The sequence below is a fragment of the Chitinophaga sedimenti genome, from assembly GCF_023156195.1.
Classification (GTDB): Bacteria; Bacteroidota; Bacteroidia; order Chitinophagales; family Chitinophagaceae; genus Chitinophaga; species Chitinophaga sedimenti.
Window position 1 is genome coordinate 3,202,479 of sequence record NZ_JAKUKA010000001.1, and the last position, 21,727, is coordinate 3,224,205.

Consider the following 21,727-nt stretch of genomic DNA (forward strand, 5'->3'; position numbering starts at 1 on the left):
TATTATATATAATATATAAACAAGAAAAAGTGGAAAAATATTTAATATATCTTTCTGATAAGCAGATTGTAGTGGGACAGGCAATAAGAAAAGGCTATGTCAGGAGTGAAAATATAGGTAGATTTGCAAAAATTATAACTGAATGTCTACCATTACGAAATCTACAATTGACTTTGACCTCAAGTACAAGGTAAAGGATATGTCGCTGGCCGAGTGGGGCCGCAAGGAGATTGAGCTGGCGGAAGCAGAAATGCCCGGTCTGATGGCTATCCGTGAAGAGTTTGGCCCGTCGCAGCCGCTGAAAGGCGCGCGTATCGCCGGTTGCTTACACATGACTATTCAAACAGCAGTACTGATCGAAACCCTGGTACACCTGGGCGCCGAAGTACGCTGGAGCTCTTGCAATATCTTCTCTACACAGGATCACGCTGCTGCTGCTATTGCTGCTGCAGGTATCCCTGTTTTCGCCTGGAAAGGTCTGAATGAAGAAGAATTTAACTGGTGTATCGAGCAGACCCTGTTCTTCGGCGGCGCTGACCGTCCCCTGAACATGATCCTGGACGACGGCGGCGACCTCACTAACATGGTGTTCGATGTTTACCCTGAGCTGATCCAGCATATTAGAGGGCTGAGCGAAGAAACCACTACCGGTGTTCACCGCCTGTACGAGAGAATGAAAAACGGTACGCTGGCCCTGCCTGCTATCAATATCAATGACTCTGTTACCAAATCCAAATTCGACAACAAGTACGGTTGTCGCGAGTCCTGTGTAGATGCGATCCGTCGCGCTACCGACGTGATGATTGCCGGTAAGGTTGCTGTTGTTGCTGGTTTTGGCGATGTAGGTAAAGGTTCCGCAGAATCACTGCGTGGCGCCGGCGCCCGCGTTATCGTAACTGAAATTGACCCGATCTGTGCACTGCAGGCCGCTATGGAAGGTTACGAAGTGAAGAAAATGGCTACCGCCGTTAAAGAAGCAGATATCGTTGTAACCACTACCGGTTGCCGCGACATCATCACCGGCGAGCACTTCAAACTGATGAAAGATAAAACCATCGTTTGTAACATCGGTCACTTCGATATCGAAATCGACGTTGCCTGGTTGAACAACAACTATGGTAAAACCAAAGTGGAAATCAAACCACAGGTGGATAAATATACCATCGACGGTAAAGATATCATCCTGCTGGCTGAAGGCCGCCTGGTAAACCTGGGTTGCGCTACAGGCCACCCTTCTTTTGTAATGAGTAACTCCTTCTCCAACCAGGTACTGGCGCAGCTGGAACTGTGGACTAACACCGCTTCTTACAAAAATGAAGTGTACGTGTTACCGAAACACGGATGAGAAAGTAGCCCGTCTCCACCTGAAAAAAATCGCAGTGGAACTGGACGAACTTACTACCGTACAGTCCGAGTACCTCGGTATTGCGAAAGAAGGTCCTTACAAACCCGATTATTATCGTTACTAGTAATGGCTTTACTATATCGTTCGAAAGCGGCTGCCTCTATGGCGCCGCTTTCTTTTTAACTAGATTTTTATTTCATCGTAGCCCAACAATCCGTTAATTTTGCGGCATGACCAAGCTGAGTGTAAATATCAACAAGATAGCCACCCTGCGCAATGCCCGCGGCGGCAATCTTCCGGACCTGTTAAAAGTAGCGGCAGACTGTGAGCGTTTCGGCGCGGATGGCATTACTGTTCACCCACGCCCCGATCAGCGGCACATCCGTTACCAGGACGTGCGCGATCTGAAACCACTGGTAACCACCGAATTTAACATCGAAGGTTACCCATCCCCCGAATTCATGGACCTGGTGCTGGAAGTGAAACCCGAACAATGTACCCTGGTACCCGACCCCCGGCGCCATTACATCCAACAACGGCTGGGACACTATACAATATGCCTCGTTCCTGAAAGACGTGATCGGCACGCTGAAGAAAGCCGGCATACGCGTATCTATCTTCCTGAACCCCGACGTTTCCAAAGTGGAAGGCGCCAAAGCCGCCGGGGCAGACAGAATAGAGCTCTATACCGGCCCGTACGCGGAAGAGTACCACAATGCCTTAACACAGCCGCAGAACTTTGCCCTGTTCAACGATTATAAAAACACGGCGAAAGCCGCCACGGAAGTAGGACTGGACATCAACGCCGGCCACGATCTGAACCTGGATAATCTTCGTTTCTTCAAACTGCACATCCCGCAGCTGAAGGAAGTATCCATCGGCCACGCACTGGTGTGCGACGCGCTGTATTTTGGACTGGAAAACACCATCCAGCTGTATAAAAGGTTACTGGTAGATTAAGTTCCACATCAACATAAAAGAAAAGCGCGGCCGTTAAATAGCCGCGCTTTTTTACGCCTTCTTAAGTTCTTCCCAACTCACCTCCCGGTAACGGGTGAAGATGAGCCATAACAAAGCGGCTGATAATACCACGAAAATCCCTTTCAGCGGTAAACTGTTTCGCACCAGGAAATGCGCTGCGCCAAATGCCATCGATACCAGAATACCTACAATGGATAAGAGGATACGGCCGCCCGACTGCTGCACGTTCTGCTCCATGGAAAAAGGTAATTTCCTCAGGAAGATGAAAGCAAATACGACACACAATACAATGATGTTCAGCAGGCCCAAAAGCAGGTCCGGTACAGCTTTTATTCCCCAGATCCACAACACGAAAGCGGTAATGAGCAGGTAATATGGGAGGAAAAATTTCACCATCAGTGCTTTGAGCGCACCGGCGAGTATTTGTCCGGGCGATTGCAACGGCGCCGCGTAATACACCCATCCCGCCTTAAATTTAGAGGAGTAACCCAATTGTGCAATAGCGGTGATAAAGGCGAAGCAACTTATATATAACAGGATAATATGCAGCTGAGAATCCGGAAGGTTGCGCCAGGCCTGCTCCGGTGTACCCCGGCTACCGGAAAACAACATATACGCGAACCAGATAAAAACGTAGGCCAGCGAAGGATATACTTTGAGTTTAAACTCGCGGCTGCGGCCGGTCATCAGCCATACCGCCTCAAAAGCCGTTTGCTCCAGGCGCCCGCGTGACAACCATTTGCCAATGTTGCGATAAAACTTGCGCTGGCTGCGTTGCGCCACCACCGCAGGCGTATCCCCGCCACTGCCCGATACCAAAGCCAACCGCCGGTTAAAGCTGGGCGCCAGGCGTGTCACCACCAGCCAGAGGCATAACATCGGCAGCACCAGCGCGCAGGCCAGCATCGCAATGTACACCATATCCCATCTGCCCAGCACCACACTTACCCAGCCGCCCGCAAACCAAAACGGTGGCAGGATGTAGAGGTAGGTATAGTCAAGGAGATGAATATCTTTCAGCGTAGCCATGTTCACGAGTTTCGGTACGAGATAATACATCGCAAACACCATGACCGAAAACGCGATCTGCAGGTAGTTAATGATCTCCTTAAACCGCTCTGGAGTGGTGATGCGGAGCGCTATGAGGTACAGCGCATTGATCATAAAGATGGTGAAGACGCTCGCGAAAAGGATCATCAAAATCAGCATCAACGCCCCTACCACCCCATATAGATAGCCCACGAGAATAATGCCCGGCACCGCCATGGGCACAATAATTTTGATACATGGATGAAGATGTGCAGCAGCCTGGAAAGCAATACAGTACGATCATTCACCGGTTTCGGCAGGATGATGAGGTTATCTTTTACATCGATGAGCACGTAAGTAAAATCCGATATTAACGTGAGCATCAGCATCGTCATAAAGGCGCAGCAATAGATGAACAGGTGCAGCAGCGGATCTTTTCCTATTTGAAAGAAAAAGAGATAGAAACAGCCCATAAGGAACGAGATGAACATCACGATCCCGGATGCGTTTTTCGATTCCTTCTTTTGCTTATGGCCACGCATCTGCGTATAGGCGTTGGGACGCCGGTCGTCCATCAGCAATTTAACGCGGAGGATGGCGAGCAGTTGCGGCATGTTGCCGCCGAGCTTTTCCCATAGCGGACGTAACAACACTACCAGTTTTAACATGAGTTTGTTCATAACAGGCGGTTTTAGTTGCCGAGGGCGTTAATGAAATCGTCGGCCACCCCGCTCAGGTTCTGGTCGCCGGTAAGGTGTGCGAAGATTTGCTCCAGCGTATCCCCTTCTGTTTGGCGCAATTGCTCAAACGTGCCATCGGCCACAATCCGGCCATCGTTGATGAGCACAATACGGTCGCTCACCTTCTCCACCACATCCATCATGTGTGAGCAGTAGAAAATGGTTTTTCCCTCGCGCTTCAACAGCGACATGATTTCTTTCACAATGATCACTGCGTTGGCGTCGAGGCCGGACAGCGGCTCGTCCAGCACAACAATCTGCGGATTATGCATCAGGCCTGAAATGATCAATACCTTCTGGCGCATTCCCTTGGAGAAAGTATCCATACGCTGGTCCTTTTCGTTGAGCAGTCCGAATGCGGTGAGCATTTTCACGGCGCGCTCCTCGATCAATGCATCGTCCATGTTGTATAACTTGCCGACAAACAGCAGGTATTCCATGGGCGTGAGCATGTCGTATATTTCCGCGTTCTCGGGAATGTACCCGATCAGGCTTTTAATCTCCAATGTGTTTTGGCGCAGGTCTTTACCAAGGATGGTCACATCCCCCTCGAAATCGCCGAGTAAGCCAATGAGAACTTTTACCGTGGTAGATTTACCGGCGCCATTAGGACCAATGTAACCAATGATCTGGCCCGGATGCACATCCAGGTTAATACCTTTTAATACCTGCTTTTGTCCATAACTTTTGTACAGGTTGCGAATGGAGATGATGGGCTGGGTATCCATACAATTGTTGTTTTACCACCCGATTTTATCGCCGAACGTGCCAAGGCCAGTCCATTGATTAAGCGGGATAGTGATGCCGAAATGATTAAATGCGTTTGCGTTCTGGTATAATGAGCGGGCATAGCGCAGTTGCAGCCTGGCAAACATCACGCCCACCCCGAAAGAGAGGCCGCTCATGCCTTTGCTTTGCAACAGCGCGAGCTCGGCGGCGCAGGTGATTGTAAGCGGCCGTTAACTCCACATGTTTGCCCACGGTAAATTGAGCGGCCAGCACAAAGTGCCGGAATATTTTGTCTACCGTACCTGCATTATTCGTAAGCGTATCGCCGTTTTCGATGATCTGTCCCTCTTCAAAGTCAGGGTCTGCATAGTTAATATCGAACTGGTAAATGTGGTGTAAAGTAGCAGACAATTGCAGTGGCACATGTTCCAGCTTTTTGAGATCCCAATCTGCAGATCGAAGGGCAGCGGTTCTTTGTCCTGCACGCCATAACTCTTTATCTGCGCCCCCATATTTTTAGCCACCAGCCCGGCCTGCCAGCCATTGGCAGAATCGAGGTAAGCGATGCCCAGATCGGCGCTGAAACCGGTGCTGCGGTATTGCTGATAACGCGAACGGATATATTTTAACGTAAGGCCATAATGCCATCTTTCTTCATATTGGCGGGATGCGGTTACCTGCCAACTGAGATCGCTGGGCTTAAACGAACCCTGCACATTGCCGCCCGCGTCTGTTTGCACGATGTTGCCATAGTTCACGAATTGCAAACTGGTAGCAAAAGTAGTGTTGATGGATTTGGCGTGGTAGCCGGCCATCACATGGCTGTAACTAACACCGGCGAAGTAGTCGGCATAGTTTACCGGAGATTGGTATGCATCGAAGGTCTTAACAATGCCGGATTAAGGAAGGCGATAGAGAGGTCGTCTGTCTGCAGCGCCACGTTCATATTGCCAAGGGCAGTGATTTGCGGCGCGGGGGCAGATCAAGGAAGGAGAACACATGTTTGCCGCCTAATACCCGGGCATGGGCCGGTATCAGGGAGGAAAGCATCAGGAGAAAGATGGCGGCGAATTTGTGCATATGTGTGCAAAATACGAAAATTGCGGAGTGGTGCGTAAACGATGTACCAATGTGCTCTCGGGCTAAGTATACATTGCCATCAAAACGGGGGCGTAAGCCATGTATACGTGGCCACCGAAACCGGCCCAACCGAGGCATGAGCCATGTATACGTAGCCTCCAAACGAGCGAAGCCGCCCTTCCGGACGGCCTCGTATAAACCCTTAAAACAATCAACATAAGTCACTTAACAAAGTAACGTACGTGCAGGTACTGCCACGATTGGCTGCAAATGCGTGCTATTTCTTTAATAACGCAGTTTCCAGCACTTGGTTCATTTGCTTCACGTAATGAAACTTCAAACCTTTAATATAGTCGGGATTGATCTCTTTAATATCCTTCTCGTTCTGCCAGCACAGGATCACTTCTTTAATACCCGCGCGTTTCGCCGCCAGTATTTTCTCCTTGATCCCGCCTACCGGTAACACCTGCCCGCGCAGCGTGATCTCCCCGGTCATGGCCAGGTAAGGTTTCACTTTACGTCCGGTGTAAACAGAGGCCAACGCCGTCAGCATCGTTACACCCGCACTGGGACCGTCTTTCGGCACCGCACCTTCCGGTACGTGAATATGCACGCTCTTGGTGGCGAACTTCTTGCTGTCGATATTATAATCCGCGGCATTCGCCGGAGGTAAGTCAACGCCGTGGCCGCCGATTCCTTCATCACGTTGCCCAGGTTGCCTGTCAGCTTCAGATCTCCTTTTCCATCGCTCAAACTGGTCTCGATAAACAGGATGTCCCCGCCTACATACGTCCAGGCCAGGCCAACGGCCACACCCGGCGGATTACCCACCTTATATATCTCGTTGCTATAACGGTTCTTGCCTAATATCTTCTCGATCTTCTCCTCCGTCATGGCATCCGGCACTTCTTCCTCGAGCGCAACATCTTTGGCCAGCGAACGCATGATCGCCGCGAACTGGCGGTCCAGCTCACGCACACCGCTTTCACGGGTATAGTCCTGGATGATTTTAGCGATGATAGCGTTGCTAAACTTGGTTTTCAGCTTAGCCAGGCCATGCGCCTCCTTCTGCTTCGGAATAAGGTGACGTTTCGCGATCTCTACTTTCTCCTCTACCGAATAACCGCTGAGGTCAATGATTTCCAACCTGTCGCGCAGCGCGGGCGGAATAGCCCCCAGGTTGTTAGCGGTGGCGATGAACAACACCTTGCTCAGGTCATATTCTGTTTCGAGGTAGTTGTCGTAGAAAGCGCTGTTCTGCTCGGGATCCAGTACTTCCAGCAAAGCCGAGCTGGGATCGCCGCGGTGATCGCTGCCGAGTTTATCGATCTCATCGAGGATCATTACCGGGTTGGAAGATTTGACTTTGCGGATCGACTGTACAATCCTTCCCGGCATAGCGCCGATATAGGTTTTACGGTGACCGCGGATTTCACTCTCATCGTGCAAACCACCCAGGCTCAACCGCGCATATTTGCGGCCGATAGCGCTCGCAATAGAGCGGCCCAGCGAGGTTTTACCGATGCCGGGAGGACCCACGAAACACAGGATCGGCGATTTCATGTCGCCCTTCAGTTTCAGTACGGCCAGGTATTCGAGGATGCGCTCTTTGATGCGCTCCATACCATAATGATCGTTGTCCAGTATCTTCTTCGCCTTTTTCAGGTCGTAACTGTCACTCGTATATTCGCCCCATGGCAGGTCCAGCAGCAGGTCCAGGTGATTGTACACTACAGAATAGTCTGGCGTGGTCGGGTGCATCCTTTCCAGCTTTTCTATGCCTTTGGTGAACAACTCCTGTGCAGCCTCGGTCCATTTCTTCGCCTCGGCCTTCCGCTTCATTTCCTTCACCTCACGGTCGTTGCTGTCGCCGCCCAGTTCTTCTTTAATAGATTTGAGCTGTTGTTGCAGGAAGTAATCGCGCTGCTGCTTATCCAGGTCCGCCTTGGTCTTGGAAGTAATCTTGTTCTTCAGTTCCGCCAGTTGCAGTTCGATCTGCAGGAGCTTCAACAGCAATTCGGCACGGGTGCGCACGTTGCTGATCTCGAGCAGCTGTTGCTTCTCTTTCAGTTCGCTGTTCAAGTTGGAAGAAACGAAGTGGATCAGGAAAGCGGCATTTTCGATGTTCTTCAGGATCATCGATGCTTCCGAAGGCAGGTTGGGCGATAGCTCAATGATCTGTCCCGCCATATCCTTGATAGAAGAAATGTACGCGCTGAACTCGGGGTCCTGTTCATCTACCTGCTCGTCATGCAGCAGATCGTAGTGAATTTTGAAGTAAGGATCGGTAGTTACCAACTCCGTAATCGCAAAACGTTTGCGGCCCTGGATGATAATAGTGGTGCCCCCGTCCGGCATTTTGATCAATTTTACAATTTTGGCAACCGTACCAACATTATAAAGATCTGCGAGCTCGGGTTCTTCTATATTACTGTCTTTTTGTGCAATAACGGCTATCATTTTGTCAGCCTTGTACGCGTCATAAACCGCTTTGATCGATTTGTCGCGGCCAACAGTGATAGGGATCACCACCCCGGGGAAAAGCACGGTATTCCGGAGGGGAAGCAGTATTAATTCCTGGGGTATCTTGTCGTCGTCCGAATTATCACCATCTTCATTTAAGGGAATAATAGGCATGAATTCCAGCTCATCTTCCGAATTCCCTAAATAAAATTTATGTAGTTCCATACTCATTAGCTGAAGGACAATCTGTCAGTAATCTGGCGTGAAAAACCCTTCTTTTTTAGATATGCTTATATAGTCAAGTTTGATGCCAAGGTAAGGAAAGCCTTTTAATGAAAAAAGGAGAAAAACAGGTTCCGGCCAAATTGTCCGGCATCCCGTTTTTCTCCCAGCCAGCTCCGCGTGCGGAGCTTATGAAAATGAATTTTTTATAATGTAACGCCTACACCAATCTGGATAGACTGATTTTTCCAGTTAGCGTCATCTACGGCGTCGCTGATACCTTTTACGTCAGTGAAGCCGATGATGTAACGGGCGCTGATGTTCACAATTGGCAGCTGGATCCAAAGACCGCCTACCCCCGACACGTCGCCGCCATGAAAAGCGTCGTCCATTCCCTGGAATACATTTTTGTTGCTGACCAGTGCACTAAACTGCGGTCCTACCTGTAATTTAATTCTATTAGTTCCCAGCGGAATATTAGCTAAAATGGGTACACTCAGGTAGTTAAGCTTGATTTTTTTACCATCGTTAGCTTCCAGGTTCTGGCCTTGATAAATTTCGCTGAAGTCATCGGTCGTTTTTACAGTAGCAGATGAGAATACCAGTTCACCCTGTACGCCGAAACCTTTGTGCAGGTTCACCTGTGCAAAACCGCCGAGATGATAACCGAGGTTAAACCCGTCTTTATAACCTTTACCATCCAGCTTACCAAGATTGGCGCCGCCTTTAATACCGAAATGCAACAGGCCACTCTGGGCGCTGGCGCTGGCGATCGTCATAAACGTGAAAGCGACCAGCGATAAAATGTTTTTTCATAGTGTGTGATGATTAAAATTATATGTTACTGTCAGGACGTTCCGTGTTTAGCGTTACCCCTATTAAACTGCGAATAAATTAAATTATTGCAGGTATGTTAATGAAGTGTTACAAAATGCATGCTAAAAATCAGAAGGTATAATTTACCGATGCAGTAAAATAACCGAACATACTCCTGTCATCGCCCTTTAACGGTTGAAACACAACGTACGAGGGGGCTACCGTCAGCTTTTTGTAGATGTACGAAACGCGGAGCGAAAGGTCGATGGCGCGGGGTTCGAAACTAGTATCAAGAATAGTTTCCTGCTCATTTTGGGTGATGCGGTTGATGTACCGCTTAAGACTTTTGCTGCGGGTAATGTACTGGCCCGCCTTGAGGTTACTGTAATAATTCGCGGTTCCGGCCGTAAAGGCAAGCACCGGCACAATCATCAGTGCATCATGTTCGCCGGTCAGTTCAGGGAAAATAAAGGTATGCCGCACATCGGCCATCATATTAAAGTCGCTGCCGGAAATGGTGCGGTTGAAAAAGCGGTTGACCTTAAAGGAACGTTGTCCCCAGCCATAATCCAGTATAAGCCCGGGTTCCAGCCACCATTTGCGGTATAGGTAGTAGGCGAACAACTCATTACGTATAGGGGTGAACGGCATATCGCTGGAATCGGCGTAAATGTAATGGGTGTAATTAATACCGGTAATGAAACTCCTGTTCTTCGTATAATCATAACCGGCGGAAAGGTCTGTTTCGAAAAGCGGCTTTTGGGTAGCATTAAACATGTAATAGGTCGATATGCTTGCAAACCCGCCGCTCTTATGAAAATAGGAAAGTGATGGAGAAAGAAAAGGTTTTAGTACGATGGGACGGTTTACATCTACCTTTTTACCACCGTAAGCCGGGTTGTTGCCATAACTCAGTCCTGCAACAAATTCGCTCTTCTCATTTGCATTCAGCAGCGAATCCAGCTGACGCTGTATTTCTGCCAGGTTTTGACCGGAAACGCGAAAACCGGACAGCAGCAATATAAAGATAAGAAAGCGATATGGCATCACCACTGATTAGATACGCAAGATAGCGGATTAGCGGCAATTTTCCGCGCGCGCCTACACCAGGTCGATCACCGTAATTTCCGGCAATATCCCCACCCTGCCCGGGTACCCCAGGAACCCGAACCCACGGTTCACATACAACTGCTGTTTACCATAGGTGTACAATCCCGCCCACTGCTTATAGAAGTACTGCGAGGGACTCCATTTGAACTTCGCGATCTCCACCCCGAACTGCATCCCATGGGTATGGCCGCTGAGCATGAGGTCTACATCCGGGTACTCCTTCAATACCGGGCATCCCAATGACTGGGGTCGTGCGACATTAATATCTTAAATGGTACGGCTTCCGTACCGGCATGCGCCTTTTTCATATCGCCGAACCGCGGAAAACGGGCATTGGCGCTCCAGTTCTCAATCCCTAACAGCGCGATCTGCTGTCCGTTACGCTCCAGGAGGGTATGCTCGTTCATCATCAGCTTCCAACCCATATCGCCATGAATCTCCTTGAGCTGGCGGAGGTTATCCTCCTTCATTTTGCTGTAATGGTCGCCATCGAAGTCGGGCCAGGGGTAATAATCGCCATAATCGTGGTTGCCCAATACGGAGTACACGCCCATAGGCGCGGTCAACTTGCTGAATACCTCTTTATAATGCTCCATCTCGATGGCGCGGTCGTTGACCAGGTCGCCGGTAAACAGAATAATGTCCGGTTTCTGGACAAGGATCATCTCCACACCTTTCGTTACTGCCGCTTTGTCTCGGAAACTGCCGGAATGAATATCCGATATCTGCACAATGCGCATCCCCTTAAAGGCCGATGGCAGGTTATTAAACCCGAGCTTCACTTTACGGACGTGATAATTATACTTATTGGAGAAGCCATACACCAGGGTGCCTACGAGGGTGCCGCCCAGGGCAAGGCCGGTGCGGGTGAGGAACTGCGAGCGGGTAATGCCCTGCTTAAAGCCTTCGGGGCCGATGTTTTCGGCCGGCTTTTTACGGAACAACCCAACAATCCACATGATGAGCCGGCGGACGTCATCTATCAACATAAAGATGGCCACCATCACCTTGGCCAGCACCGGGGCGATGAGCATGGTGCGGATATAGGTGAGCACCAGCGAGTTACCGTCGGCCGGGATAAACCGGTAGCCGGCAGCCAGGGCGAGGGCAGTACCGGACACGATCCAATAAACCAGGTTAGCGATGGAACGGGTCCGGGCAGATGCGTTTGCAAAAGCGGTACGTATGGCGAAAAAAACATAAATATCTAAAACTGCCAGGAAACCCAGCATGATGAAATAACCTGCTCCGGATCGCATTATCTATATATTATATTGATTCAAGGCTCAAAGTTAAGCTGTACTACCTTGATGACGATTACCTGCCCGTAAAATTGCAAACGTGGAAAAATAATTAACAATTGATACTGAAATACTTACTCATTCCAGGCGTTGAATATCAGTCGAATTTTAACATTTCTGCAACCGGGCGGGCATTTTTCCTCTGTGAATAAATAAATAGCGCAGCCACCCTCTTTTACGGGGTATTCGTTGTAATTTTGCCCGATTGAGTATGTTAAAAGACGGCAATTCGTATAATTTATCCTATTTTAACCTTTGAATTGAGACTTAAACAATGGCAAGAACAATCGCAATCGCCAATCAGAAAGGCGGCGTAGGTAAAACCACCAGCGCCATCAACCTGGCCAGCAGCCTGGCTGTATTGGAGTATAAAACACTGCTGGTGGATGCGGATCCGCAGGCAAACAGTACAACTGGTTTGGGCTTCGACCTGCGTAACATTACGCAGAGCCTTTATGACTGCATGGTAAATGATGTAGCCGCTAAGGACGTGGTACTTGAATCCGACACCCCCAACCTGAAGGTATTACCTTCGCACATCGACCTCGTAGGCGCTGAACTGGAACTCATCAACCACCCCAACAGGGAAAAAGTGATGAAACAGATCATCGACCCCATCAAGGACGATTACGACTTTATTATCGTCGACTGCTCCCCTTCCCTCGGCCTGATTACCGTGAACGCCCTGGTGGCTTCCGATTCGGTGATCATCCCGGTACAGTGCGAGTTCTTCGCCCTGGAAGGTTTGGGTAAATTATTGAATACGATCAAGATTGTACAAAGCAGGCTGAACACCGAACTGGAAATCGAAGGTATCCTGATGACCATGTACGATGGCCGTTTGCGCCTGAGCAACCAGGTGGTAGACGAGGTGAAACAACATTTCGAGGAAAGCGTGTTCAACACCATCATTCACCGTAACACCAAACTGGGCGAGGCGCCGAGCTTCGGTAAATCGGTTATTATGTACGATGCGGCCAGCACCGGGGCCATCAACTACCTGAACCTGGCGAAAGAGATCCTGCAAAAGCATAATTTCACTAAAATAAAATCAGAGGATAAAATCCACGGCTATAAACGATGACCAATCCGAATAAGAAAGAGGCGTTGGGTAAAGGTATCCGCTCGCTGTTGCAGAACATCGATACGGACCTGAAACAAACTACCAGTGCACTGGGAGAACAGGTGGTAACGCAGGCTACCGGTATTGAGCGTATTCCGCTCGACCAGGTAGAGGTGAATCCTAAACAGCCGCGTCGTGACTTCGACGAGCAGGCTTTGCAGGAGCTGAGCCACTCGATTAAACTGCATGATATCATTCAGCCGATCACGGTAGCCAGGGTAGCAAAAAATACCAGCTCATTTCGGGCGAGCGCCGTTTGCGCGCCAGCAAAATGGCCGGACTGAAAGACATTCCTGCCTACATCCGCCAGGTAAATGACCAGGAACTCCGGAACTGGCCCTGCTGGAGAACCTCCAACGCGAAAATCTGAACGCGATTGAAATAGCCCTCAGCTATAAACGCCTGATGGAAGAGTGTACGCTCACCCAGGAAGAAGTAGCCGACCGGATGGGCAAGGAACGGAGCACCGTTACCAACTACATCCGCCTGCTGAAACTGCCCCCGGACATCCAGGTAGCGGTACGAAGCGGCAAAATCAGCATGGGCCATGCCCGCGCACTCATCGGCGTGGAAAACGTAGAGAAACAGCTGTTCATCTTCAGCGAGGTGATGAAAGACGGGCTGTCCGTACGCCAAACCGAAGAACTGGTACGTAAAGTAACTTACATCGAAAAAGGTAACGTTAAGAAACCAGCTAAAAATACACTCCCGCCGCCCTACCAGAAGATCGAGGACAACCTTGCCTCCCACTTCTCTACCAAAGTGAAGCTGGACAGGAACAAACAAGGTAAAGGCAGCATCTCGATCGAGTTCTATTCAGATGAAGAACTGGATAGCATCCTCGAAAAAATTGAATTATACGGTGGAAAATAAAGCAGGGAATATAACCCGGTTGTCCTGTTGTTTCGGTACTGGCCCTGCTGGTATTGGGAGCAGCCATGCCCCTGCGCGCGCAGGTCGATACGACCAGCCGCGCCGCCCGGCAATTCCTGAAAGACAACCGTAAACCTGCTGCGGACACCCTCCGCAAAGCAGACTCCCTGCAAGCCGCGATCGATACCTTGCCTAAAGGCATCGTAATACGCGACTCTATCCACACCGCCCGTCCAAAAGACACCCTCATTCTGACTACCAAACGCGAACACGATCCGCGTAAAGCGGCCTTCTACTCTGCCGTGCTGCCGGGTATGGGGCAAATCTACAACCGCGACTACTGGAAACTTCCGCTCGTATACGGCGCCCTCGGCGTATCTACCGGCGTATTCATCTGGAACATGGACAATTACCGCACCTTCCGCGACGCTTACCGCGTACGGATGGCCAATGCGACTAATCCCAACTTCTCCGATGAATGGACGCAGAAAGGCTACGACGCCGCCGACCTTAAATACCTGCGCGATGCCTACCGGCAGTACGTGGATTACTCCGTGATCGTGTTCATCCTCGCCTACGGCCTCAACATCGTGGACGCTACCGTGTTTGCGCACCTGAAACAGTTCGATATGTCGGACGACCTCAGCATGCGCATCAGTCCAAAGGTGTTCGACACCAAAGCGGTGGGCGTAGCACTCACCTTTCAGCTGGGTAAAACCAACAGGAAAAAGTTCCAGAAGTCACTGTTTGCCCTGAGCAGATAAACTTTTGGCCATCATATCCTCCCTTATCTATTCCAATTATTACAATTACCAAACGCCATGAAAATAGCACTGATCGGATACGGCAAAATGGGCAAAGCCATAGAGGCGATCGCCGTTGCCAAAGGACACGAAATTTCACATATCATTGACCGGGACAGCCAACACCTGCTGGAAAAAGAAAACCTGCAGGGCGCCGATGTGGCCATTGAATTCACCACACCGGAAACCGCGTTTTCCAATATCCTGAAATGCTTTGAAGCAGGCGTTCCCGTTGTATGCGGCACCACCGGCTGGCTGGAGCATCTGCCGGAAGTAACCGCGGCTTGCCTCGAAAAACACCAGGCCTTTTTATATGCGAGCAACTTCAGCATCGGCGTAAACATCTTCTTTGAGTTGAATAAAAAACTCGCGGAACTGATGGGTCCTCATACAGACTACAACGTACAGATGGAAGAAATTCACCACACCCAGAAGAAAGACGCGCCCAGCGGCACCGCCATCACGCTCGCCGAGCAGATACTGGCCGCCAGCAAAGCCAAAAACACACGGGTAAACGAGGGCACCCATGACGCCGACAAACTGGGTATCGTGAGCAAACGCATTGATCCGGCGCCCGGCACACATATCGTAAACTACACCAGCACCATCGACGATATCACCATCATCCACACTGCTCACAGCCGCCAGGGCTTTGCTTCCGGCGCGGTAAAAGCGGCGGAATGGCTGAAAGATAAAAAGGGCGTGTTTTCCATGAAAGACGTGCTGAACCTCTAGCTCCCGCTTTTTCCATATATTTGCAGAAGGAGTAGCAAACAACGCTGTTACATTATGTTATCAAAAAGACTCAGTATGCGTTTCACGCATTGGTTCACCTGGCAGAGAATGTGGATAAAGGTCCCGTACTGATATCGGAAATCGCTTCGGAGAAAAACATATCGATCAAATTCCTCGAGAACATTCTCCGGAGTTGAAGAACGCCGGCATATTGGGCAGTAAAAAAGGTAAAGGCGGCGGATATTACCTGCTGAAACAACCGAAGGAAATTGCCATGGCGCGCATCATCCGTTTACTGGATGGCCCCATTGCCTTACTCCCATGTGTGAGCCTCAATTATTACGAGCGCTGCGATAACTGTAAAGACGAAGCTGTATGTGGCCTGCACGATGTGATGAGCCGCGTAAGGGATGCCAGCCTGAAGATATTGGAGAATAAGACCTTGAAAGATATCATAACGAAATCGTAAATACGGAACGAAGGAGTAGCGAAAGCTGCTCCTTTTTTTTGCCCCGGCGTCCCACCGGCAGCCCCCTTTGACCATCCTTACTACTGCTATCGGATGCACTTAGGATCCTCTTCGTATCAGGCTGATCTTTACAAGCTAAACCTTAGTATCTGCGGGCGTTTAGGCCCCATCGAAGTCTGCCAGGCCGTTTTACTAAGCTACCAACTACGGTTGGTGGTTCGGTGATGGTTCAGTGATGGTTCGGTGACGCCTAAACACTTAATAATCAATATATAAGGAAAACTACAAAAGTTAGTCTATCTTTTATATAGGATTTATGTATTTTTGTACCAAGGTTTAAGGAAGATACATGGAAGATATCAAGAAGATGCTGGCCCAGACTGACGACATCGCATCGGGCCTCAGATTGCTGACAGAGGAGTTTCCCGGGAAGGTGGCTTTTTCCACCTCCTTTGGGCAGGAAGACCAGGTTATTGCCGACATCATTTGGCGTAATAACCTGCCGATCAGGGTGTTTTCCCTCGATACGGGCCGGTTGTTCCGTGAAACCTACGACCTCATCGATCTTACCCGGGCCAGGTACAAAAAGGAAATAGAGATTTTTTTCCCCGAAACAGCCGATGTAGAAAGGCTTACCAGGGAAAAAGGATTCAACAGCTTTTACGATTCGGTAGAGAACCGTAAGGAATGTTGTTATATACGCAAGGTAGTACCCCTCAACCGCGCCCTCGAAGGGGTAAAGGTATGGATCACCGGGCTGCGTGCGGAACAGTCGGAAAACAGGTTGGGGATGGATGCGCTGGAACTGGACGAACAGCGGCAGCTGCTCAAGTATAATCCGCTCATCGAATGGTCGTACAGCGACGTACTGGCCCACCTCGAAAAATACAACGTGCCTTACAACAGGCTGCACGATAAAGGTTTTATCAGCATCGGCTGCGCGCCCTGTACCAGGGCCATAGAACCTGGCGAACATCCCCGCGCCGGCAGATGGTGGTGGGAAGATTCTAAGAAAGAGTGCGGACTGCACAGTCACAACACGAATACGCAAAACGAGCAGGTACCGGCGGCCAGCAAATAAGCCCCGCACGGTCGGTAACTAAACTATCGATATGAACAGTATTAAATGGCAATTTCCACGCGCGCTGGAAGACGAAGCGATCTACATCCTGAGAGAAACAGCCGCACAATTCGAGCGTCCCGCTATTCTTTTCTCCGGTGGTAAGGATTCTATTACCATCGTTCGCCTGGCGCAAAAAGCTTTCTATCCGGGTAAAATCCCCTTCCCCTTATTACACATCGATACCGGCCATAACTTCCCCGAAACTATCCAGTTCCGCGACTGGCTCGTGGAAAGTCTGGGCCTGGAGCTGATCGTACGGAACGTACAGGACAGCATCGACCAGGGTAAAGTGAAGGAAGAATCCGGCAAATACGCCAGCCGTAACGCCCTGCAAACCGTTACCCTGCTGGATGCTATCGAAGAACTGAAGTTCGACGCCTGCATCGGCGGCGCCCGTCGCGATGAAGAGAAGGCACGCGCGAAAGAACGCATCTTCTCCGTACGCGACGAATTCGGCCAATGGAACGCCAAGATCCAGCGTCCCGAACTGTTCGATATGCTCAACGGCAAAATCAACATCGGTGAAAATGTACGCGTGTTCCCCATCTCCAACTGGACGGAACTGGACGTATGGAACTATATCCGCGAAGAAAAACTCGAAATACCCTCCATTTACTTCTCCCACGAACGCGAGATCATTGAGCGCGACGGTATGTACTGGCCGTACTCCACCTTCCTCAATACGACAGACGAAGAAAAGCCTTTCGTATCGAAAGTGCGCTTCCGCACCGTGGGCGATATGACCTGTACCGCAGCGGTAATGTCCGAAGCCGATCAGCTGGAAGACATCATCGCCGAGATCATGGAAGCCAAGATCTCCGAACGCGGCGCGCGTATCGACGACAAACGCTCCGAAGCCGCCATGGAAAAGCGCAAACAGGCCGGGTATTTTTAATCATTTCAAACTGTAATCAATGGACGTTTTACGTATAACCACCTCCGGTAGTGTAGATGATGGCAAAAGCACCCTCATAGGCCGGCTGCTGTACGATACTAAATCTATCCCCCAGGATAAAATGGAAGCGCTGCACGCCGCGTCCAAACGCAAGGGGCTGGACTTTACCGATCTTTCCCTGCTGACCGACGGCCTCATCGCCGAGCGCGAACAGGGCATCACGATCGATGTGGCGCACATCTACTTCTCCACCCCCAACCGCAAATATATTATTGCCGATACGCCCGGCCACTTCGAGTACACCCGTAACATGGTGACCGGCAGCTCCACCGCACAGGTATCCCTGATCCTCATCGACGCCCGCAAAGGCATCGTGGACCAGACCTACCGCCACTACTTCATCGCCAACCTCCTGCGCATCAAACACCTGGTGGTGTGCGTGAACAAGATGGACCTGGTAGATTATGCACAGGAACGGTTCGACGAAATCGTGGAAGATTTTAAACAGCTGACCGCACAGGCCGCGTTTAAAGAGCAGGAAGTGAAGTTCATTCCCGCCTCGTCCCTCTATGGCGAAAACGTGGTAACACGCAGCGAAAAAATCAGCTGGTATGATGGGCCTACGCTGCTGGATTACCCGGAACAGATCGACTTTTCGCACGAAGGTGACGCGCTGCCCGCACGCCTCCCGGTACAGTACGTGATTCGCCCTAAAAGCGAAGCGTTCCACGACTTCCGCGGCTTTGCCGGCAAAATTGCCAGCGGCAGCTTTAAAGTGGGCGACGAGATCGTATCGCTCCCCTCGCAACACCGCAGCAAAATCAAATCAATAGAAAAATTCGAAACCCAACTTAACGAGGCGCATGCCCGCGACAGCGTGGTCATTACCCTCGAAGATGAAATAGACAGCAGCCGTGGCAACATCCTGGTGAAAGCCGGTGAAGAGCCGCAGGCGCTGAAAGAAATCACCGCAAACGTGTGCTGGATGGACCAGACGAAACTGGTGGCGGGTAAAACATACCTGCTCCAACATGGCATCAACCGCGTAAAAGCGAAGGTGCAGGGCATTCAACACGTTATCGAAGTAACCACGCACCGCCAGCAGGACGATGTGAAGGAACTCGGCCTGAACGACATTGGTAAAATCACCCTGAAAGTGGCCAGTCCTATTTTTGCAGACCCTTATATACAAAATCCGGCCAATGGTTCGTTTATTCTTGTGGACGAATTCAGCAACTCCACTGTAGCGGTGGGTTTCGTAGAATAACCCGTTATCATTTTATCAACTATAAATGTGCAAAGGAGGACAGCGTGTCCTCCTTTTTGATAGATTGATATAAAAAAGGAGCCCTTAAAAGAGCTCCCGTATCTTCAAATCTCTAAAAAATCTACTTCTTCAAATTCTTCAACATATCCGTTGTCATCTTTTCCAGGTCGTACTCCGGCTTCCAACCCCATTGCTCGCGGGCAGCGGTATCGTCGATACTCTGCGGCCAGCCGTCGGCAATCTGCTGGCGGTAATCCGGCTCATAGCTGATGGTGAACGATGGGATATGTTTCTTAATTTCTTCACTGATCTCCCTGGGAGAAAAGCTCATACCCGAAAGGTTATACGCAGAACGGATCTTGATCTTGGCGGAGTCGGCCTCCATCAGTTCGATGGTGGCGCGGATAGCGTCGGGCATGTACATCATGGGCAGGTAGGTGTCTTCGCGCAGGAAACACTCATATTTGCCCTCTTCCAGCGCTTCGTGGTAGATTTCCACCGCGTAGTCGGTGGTACCGCCTCCCGGGGCTGATTTATAGCTGATAAGGCCCGGGTAACGCAGGCTGCGCACGTCGATGCCATAACGGTGATTGTAGTACTCGCACCAGCGCTCGCCGGCAAACTTGCTGATGCCATAGATGGTCGTAGGCTCAATGATCGTATGCTGCTCGGTATCCTGTTTAGGAGAGTTAGGACCGAATACGGCAATAGAGCTCGGCCAGTAAATTTTATCCAGCCCTTCTTCTTTAGCAATGTCCAGCACATTCAGCAGGCTTGCCATGTTGATGTGCCAGGCCAGCAGTGGATTCTTTTCGCCGGTGGCAGATAAGATGGCCGCCAGCAGGTAAACCTGGGTGATGTTGTGACGGATCACCAACACGTGCAACATTTCCTTGTTCATCACATCCAGCGATACATAGGGGCCGGTCCCTTTCAGCAGTTCGTGCTCCTCCCGCAGGTCGGACGCCACTACGTTCTGATCGCCATACATTTTACGCAACGCCAGGGTAAGCTCTACTCCAATCTGTCCGCAGGCGCCGATAACAAGGATCTTATCTTTCTTCATTTTTTAAAGTTGATGGGCAAATTTAAATGTTGGGTGTAATATTACCCGGTTCCCCCTATTTATAAACTATGTCATTAATTCCATGACAAAACAATAACAAACCACTTCGCGGATAGGTTGTAACGGCTTCTTTTTATCATCCCTTTGCCATGCTTCCGCATTATTCGCGAATTCCTTTATTTTGCAGTATGAAAACGTTAAAACATTTACTCAAAGAACAATATAACCCAGACAATTTCTTTCTCATTGCCGGCCCCTGTGTGGTAGAAAGCGAAGAATTGCTGACTACCGTAGCCGAAAAGGTATCCGGTATCTGTAAAAGACTCAACATCCCTTACGTTTTTAAAGCATCGTACCGCAAAGCAAACCGCACTTCCATCCACTCCTTTACCGGTGTGGGCGACGTGGAAGCATTGGAGCTGTTGCAGAAAACAGGCCAGCGTTTTAACCTGCCCGTCACCTCCGACATCCACTCTGCCGCCGAAGCCGCTATGGCTGCTGCTTATGTAGATATACTGCAGATCCCGGCGTTTCTTTGCCGCCAGACGGACATCCTGATCGCTGCCGCCGAAACCGGCAAGGTAGTGAATGTGAAAAAGGGTCAGTTCCTGAGCGGCGAGTCCATGAAATTCGCGGTAGAAAAAGTGAAAGGCGCAGGCAATGACCACGTGATGCTTACCGAACGTGGTACCACCTTTGGTTACCAGGACTGGTGGTAGATTACCGCAACATTCCCATTATGAAGCACCACGGCGCACCGGTGATCATGGACTGTACGCACAGCCTGCAACAGCCTAACCAGAGCAGCGGCGTAACCGGTGGTAACCCGCAGATGATCAGCACCATTGCCAAAGCAGCTATTGCTACCGGTGCAGATGGCCTGTTCATCGAAACTCACCCCGATCCTTCCTGCGCACTGTCCGACGGCGCCAACATGCTTCGCCTCGACCTGTTGGAAGGCCTGCTGGAAGACCTTGTGAAAATCAGACAAGCTGTAAAATAAATAACGAAAGGGCCGGTGATTCCGGCCCTTTTTATTGTAACATAATACCTGCCGCAGGAGAAGAAATAGTAGAACACGGCGTATTTCTGCTATGCGGAATAAATTTTGTATATTCAGTTTGCACTAAACCATTTCATGTTATGATCCAGATCTCCGATGTAAGAGTTAGCGACAGGGTACTCGTAAACTTTGAGGGACAGCTGATTGAAGGTACCGTTCTCGAAGTGAACCATGAGGATAGGCAAGTATGTGTATTAACGCATGAGCAACAGGAATTTTGGTATTCGGTGGAGGATCTTTTCCCCATTACCTTAAATGAAGCCGAACTGGTACGCCTGAAATTCCACCAGGAAGACCCCGAAAATGGCAGCACTATTTATGTGCGCGGCCCTTTCAAGGTAGAGTTTCACGGGCAGGACAAACTGGCGCTGGTATACCGCGACGAACGCCGCGAAATACAGGGTCCGATTACCGTGCACCAATTACAGAACCACTACGAGTCCATGACGAAAGTGCATCTCGAGTAGTTTCTTTTTCTTTATTCCAGATTGATA

The 21,727-nt window shown here is 50.1% G+C and carries 20 protein-coding genes and 5 pseudogenes; 14 read left to right on the plus strand and 11 right to left on the minus strand.

The annotated features are described in order from the left end of the window. The first annotated feature begins 199 nt into the window (after positions 1–199). Both ahcY and MKQ70_RS18155 read left to right on the plus strand, forming a co-directional pair. Positions 200–1,469, plus strand: a pseudogene (gene ahcY, locus MKQ70_RS18150) (adenosylhomocysteinase). A gap of 106 nt (positions 1,470–1,575) precedes the next feature. After that, a pseudogene (locus MKQ70_RS18155) lies at positions 1,576–2,305 on the plus strand (pyridoxine 5'-phosphate synthase). Between the two features lie 51 nt (positions 2,306–2,356). On the opposite strand, the gene MKQ70_RS18160 reads toward MKQ70_RS18155, so the two are convergent. The 10 genes and pseudogenes from MKQ70_RS18160 to MKQ70_RS18210 all read right to left on the minus strand — a co-directional run bounded on the left by MKQ70_RS18160 (position 2,357) and on the right by MKQ70_RS18210 (position 11,774). Further along, positions 2,357–3,592 carry a hypothetical protein gene (locus tag MKQ70_RS18160; RefSeq protein ID WP_248073157.1) on the minus strand — a complete coding sequence of 412 codons (1,236 nt, stop codon included), beginning with the start codon at positions 3,590–3,592 and terminating at the stop codon, positions 2,357–2,359. Then, complete coding sequence (locus tag MKQ70_RS18165) at positions 3,544–4,035, minus strand: hypothetical protein (protein ID WP_248073160.1); 492 nt, start codon at positions 4,033–4,035, stop codon at positions 3,544–3,546. The genes MKQ70_RS18160 and MKQ70_RS18165 overlap by 49 nt, the downstream gene beginning before the upstream one ends. A gap of 11 nt (positions 4,036–4,046) precedes the next feature. Then, the gene (locus MKQ70_RS18170) at positions 4,047–4,823 is read right to left on the minus strand and encodes an ABC transporter ATP-binding protein (protein ID WP_248073163.1); all 777 of its coding nucleotides are present in this window, start codon (positions 4,821–4,823) and stop codon (positions 4,047–4,049) included. Between the two features lie 12 nt (positions 4,824–4,835). Beyond that, positions 4,836–5,000, minus strand: coding sequence for a hypothetical protein (locus MKQ70_RS18175; protein WP_248073168.1), 165 nt, complete (start codon positions 4,998–5,000; stop codon positions 4,836–4,838). A gap of 117 nt (positions 5,001–5,117) precedes the next feature. Beyond that, positions 5,118–5,717: a PorV/PorQ family protein gene (locus MKQ70_RS18180; RefSeq protein ID WP_308199491.1), complete on the minus strand. Its 600-nt coding sequence runs from the start codon at positions 5,715–5,717 to the stop codon at positions 5,118–5,120. A gap of 464 nt (positions 5,718–6,181) precedes the next feature. After that, a pseudogene (gene lon / locus MKQ70_RS18190) lies at positions 6,182–8,598 on the minus strand (endopeptidase La). 197 nt (positions 8,599–8,795) lie between these two features. Then, positions 8,796–9,368, minus strand: coding sequence for a porin family protein (locus MKQ70_RS18195; RefSeq protein WP_248073176.1), 573 nt, complete (start codon positions 9,366–9,368; stop codon positions 8,796–8,798). Between the two features lie 166 nt (positions 9,369–9,534). Beyond that, complete coding sequence (locus tag MKQ70_RS18200; protein ID WP_248073180.1) at positions 9,535–10,452, minus strand: hypothetical protein; 918 nt, start codon at positions 10,450–10,452, stop codon at positions 9,535–9,537. A 54-nt stretch (positions 10,453–10,506) separates the two neighbouring features. Then, positions 10,507–10,740, minus strand: a complete 234-nt coding sequence (locus MKQ70_RS18205) for a metallophosphoesterase family protein (RefSeq protein WP_248073183.1) — start codon at positions 10,738–10,740, stop codon at positions 10,507–10,509. Continuing rightward, positions 10,737–11,774, minus strand: coding sequence for a metallophosphoesterase (locus tag MKQ70_RS18210; protein ID WP_248073186.1), 1,038 nt, complete (start codon positions 11,772–11,774; stop codon positions 10,737–10,739). Before MKQ70_RS18210 ends, MKQ70_RS18205 begins: the two co-directional genes overlap by 4 nt. A gap of 316 nt (positions 11,775–12,090) precedes the next feature. On the opposite strand from MKQ70_RS18210, the gene MKQ70_RS18215 reads away from it, so the two are divergent. From MKQ70_RS18215 to MKQ70_RS18255, 9 genes and pseudogenes are all read left to right on the plus strand, one after another. Further along, on the plus strand, positions 12,091–12,900 hold the full coding sequence (locus MKQ70_RS18215; RefSeq protein WP_248073188.1) for a ParA family protein: 810 nt from the start codon (positions 12,091–12,093) through the stop codon (positions 12,898–12,900). Next, positions 12,897–13,309, plus strand: a pseudogene (locus tag MKQ70_RS18220) (ParB N-terminal domain-containing protein). The gene MKQ70_RS18215 and the pseudogene MKQ70_RS18220 overlap by 4 nt, the downstream one beginning before the upstream one ends. An 11-nt stretch (positions 13,310–13,320) precedes the next feature. After that, positions 13,321–13,812 carry a ParB/RepB/Spo0J family partition protein gene (locus tag MKQ70_RS18225; protein ID WP_248081450.1) on the plus strand — a complete coding sequence of 164 codons (492 nt, stop codon included), beginning with the start codon at positions 13,321–13,323 and terminating at the stop codon, positions 13,810–13,812. Between the two features lie 65 nt (positions 13,813–13,877). Continuing rightward, a complete protein-coding gene (locus MKQ70_RS18230; RefSeq protein ID WP_248073191.1) occupies positions 13,878–14,576 on the plus strand; it encodes a DUF5683 domain-containing protein in 699 nt (232 codons plus the stop codon). A 57-nt stretch (positions 14,577–14,633) separates the two neighbouring features. Continuing rightward, positions 14,634–15,350, plus strand: a complete 717-nt coding sequence (dapB, locus tag MKQ70_RS18235; protein ID WP_248073194.1) for a 4-hydroxy-tetrahydrodipicolinate reductase — start codon at positions 14,634–14,636, stop codon at positions 15,348–15,350. A 110-nt stretch (positions 15,351–15,460) separates the two neighbouring features. Further along, positions 15,461–15,819, plus strand: a pseudogene (locus tag MKQ70_RS18240) (RrF2 family transcriptional regulator). Positions 15,820–16,168: 349 nt separating this feature from the next. Beyond that, positions 16,169–16,900: a phosphoadenylyl-sulfate reductase gene (locus MKQ70_RS18245; protein ID WP_248073198.1), complete on the plus strand. Its 732-nt coding sequence runs from the start codon at positions 16,169–16,171 to the stop codon at positions 16,898–16,900. A 31-nt stretch (positions 16,901–16,931) separates the two neighbouring features. Next, positions 16,932–17,837: a sulfate adenylyltransferase subunit CysD gene (gene cysD / locus MKQ70_RS18250; protein WP_248073200.1), complete on the plus strand. Its 906-nt coding sequence runs from the start codon at positions 16,932–16,934 to the stop codon at positions 17,835–17,837. Between the two features lie 19 nt (positions 17,838–17,856). Continuing rightward, positions 17,857–19,104: a sulfate adenylyltransferase subunit 1 gene (locus MKQ70_RS18255; RefSeq protein WP_248073202.1), complete on the plus strand. Its 1,248-nt coding sequence runs from the start codon at positions 17,857–17,859 to the stop codon at positions 19,102–19,104. A 121-nt stretch (positions 19,105–19,225) separates the two neighbouring features. On the opposite strand, the gene MKQ70_RS18260 is transcribed toward MKQ70_RS18255, so the two are convergent. Beyond that, entirely contained in the window at positions 19,226–20,170 is a 945-nt protein-coding gene (locus tag MKQ70_RS18260) for an NAD-dependent epimerase/dehydratase family protein (protein ID WP_248073206.1), read from the minus strand. Between the two features lie 188 nt (positions 20,171–20,358). Here MKQ70_RS18260 and MKQ70_RS18265 point away from each other — a divergent pair, with 188 nt between their 5' ends. From MKQ70_RS18265 to MKQ70_RS18270, 3 genes are all read left to right on the plus strand, one after another. Beyond that, the gene (locus MKQ70_RS18265; protein WP_282456587.1) at positions 20,359–20,889 is read left to right on the plus strand and encodes a DAHP synthetase I family protein; all 531 of its coding nucleotides are present in this window, start codon (positions 20,359–20,361) and stop codon (positions 20,887–20,889) included. Next, on the plus strand, positions 20,883–21,173 hold the full coding sequence (locus MKQ70_RS38780) for a hypothetical protein (protein ID WP_308199062.1): 291 nt from the start codon (positions 20,883–20,885) through the stop codon (positions 21,171–21,173). The genes MKQ70_RS18265 and MKQ70_RS38780 overlap by 7 nt, the downstream gene beginning before the upstream one ends. Positions 21,174–21,313: 140 nt before the next feature. Then, on the plus strand, positions 21,314–21,700 hold the full coding sequence (locus MKQ70_RS18270; protein WP_248073208.1) for a hypothetical protein: 387 nt from the start codon (positions 21,314–21,316) through the stop codon (positions 21,698–21,700). Positions 21,701–21,727 lie beyond the last annotated feature (27 nt).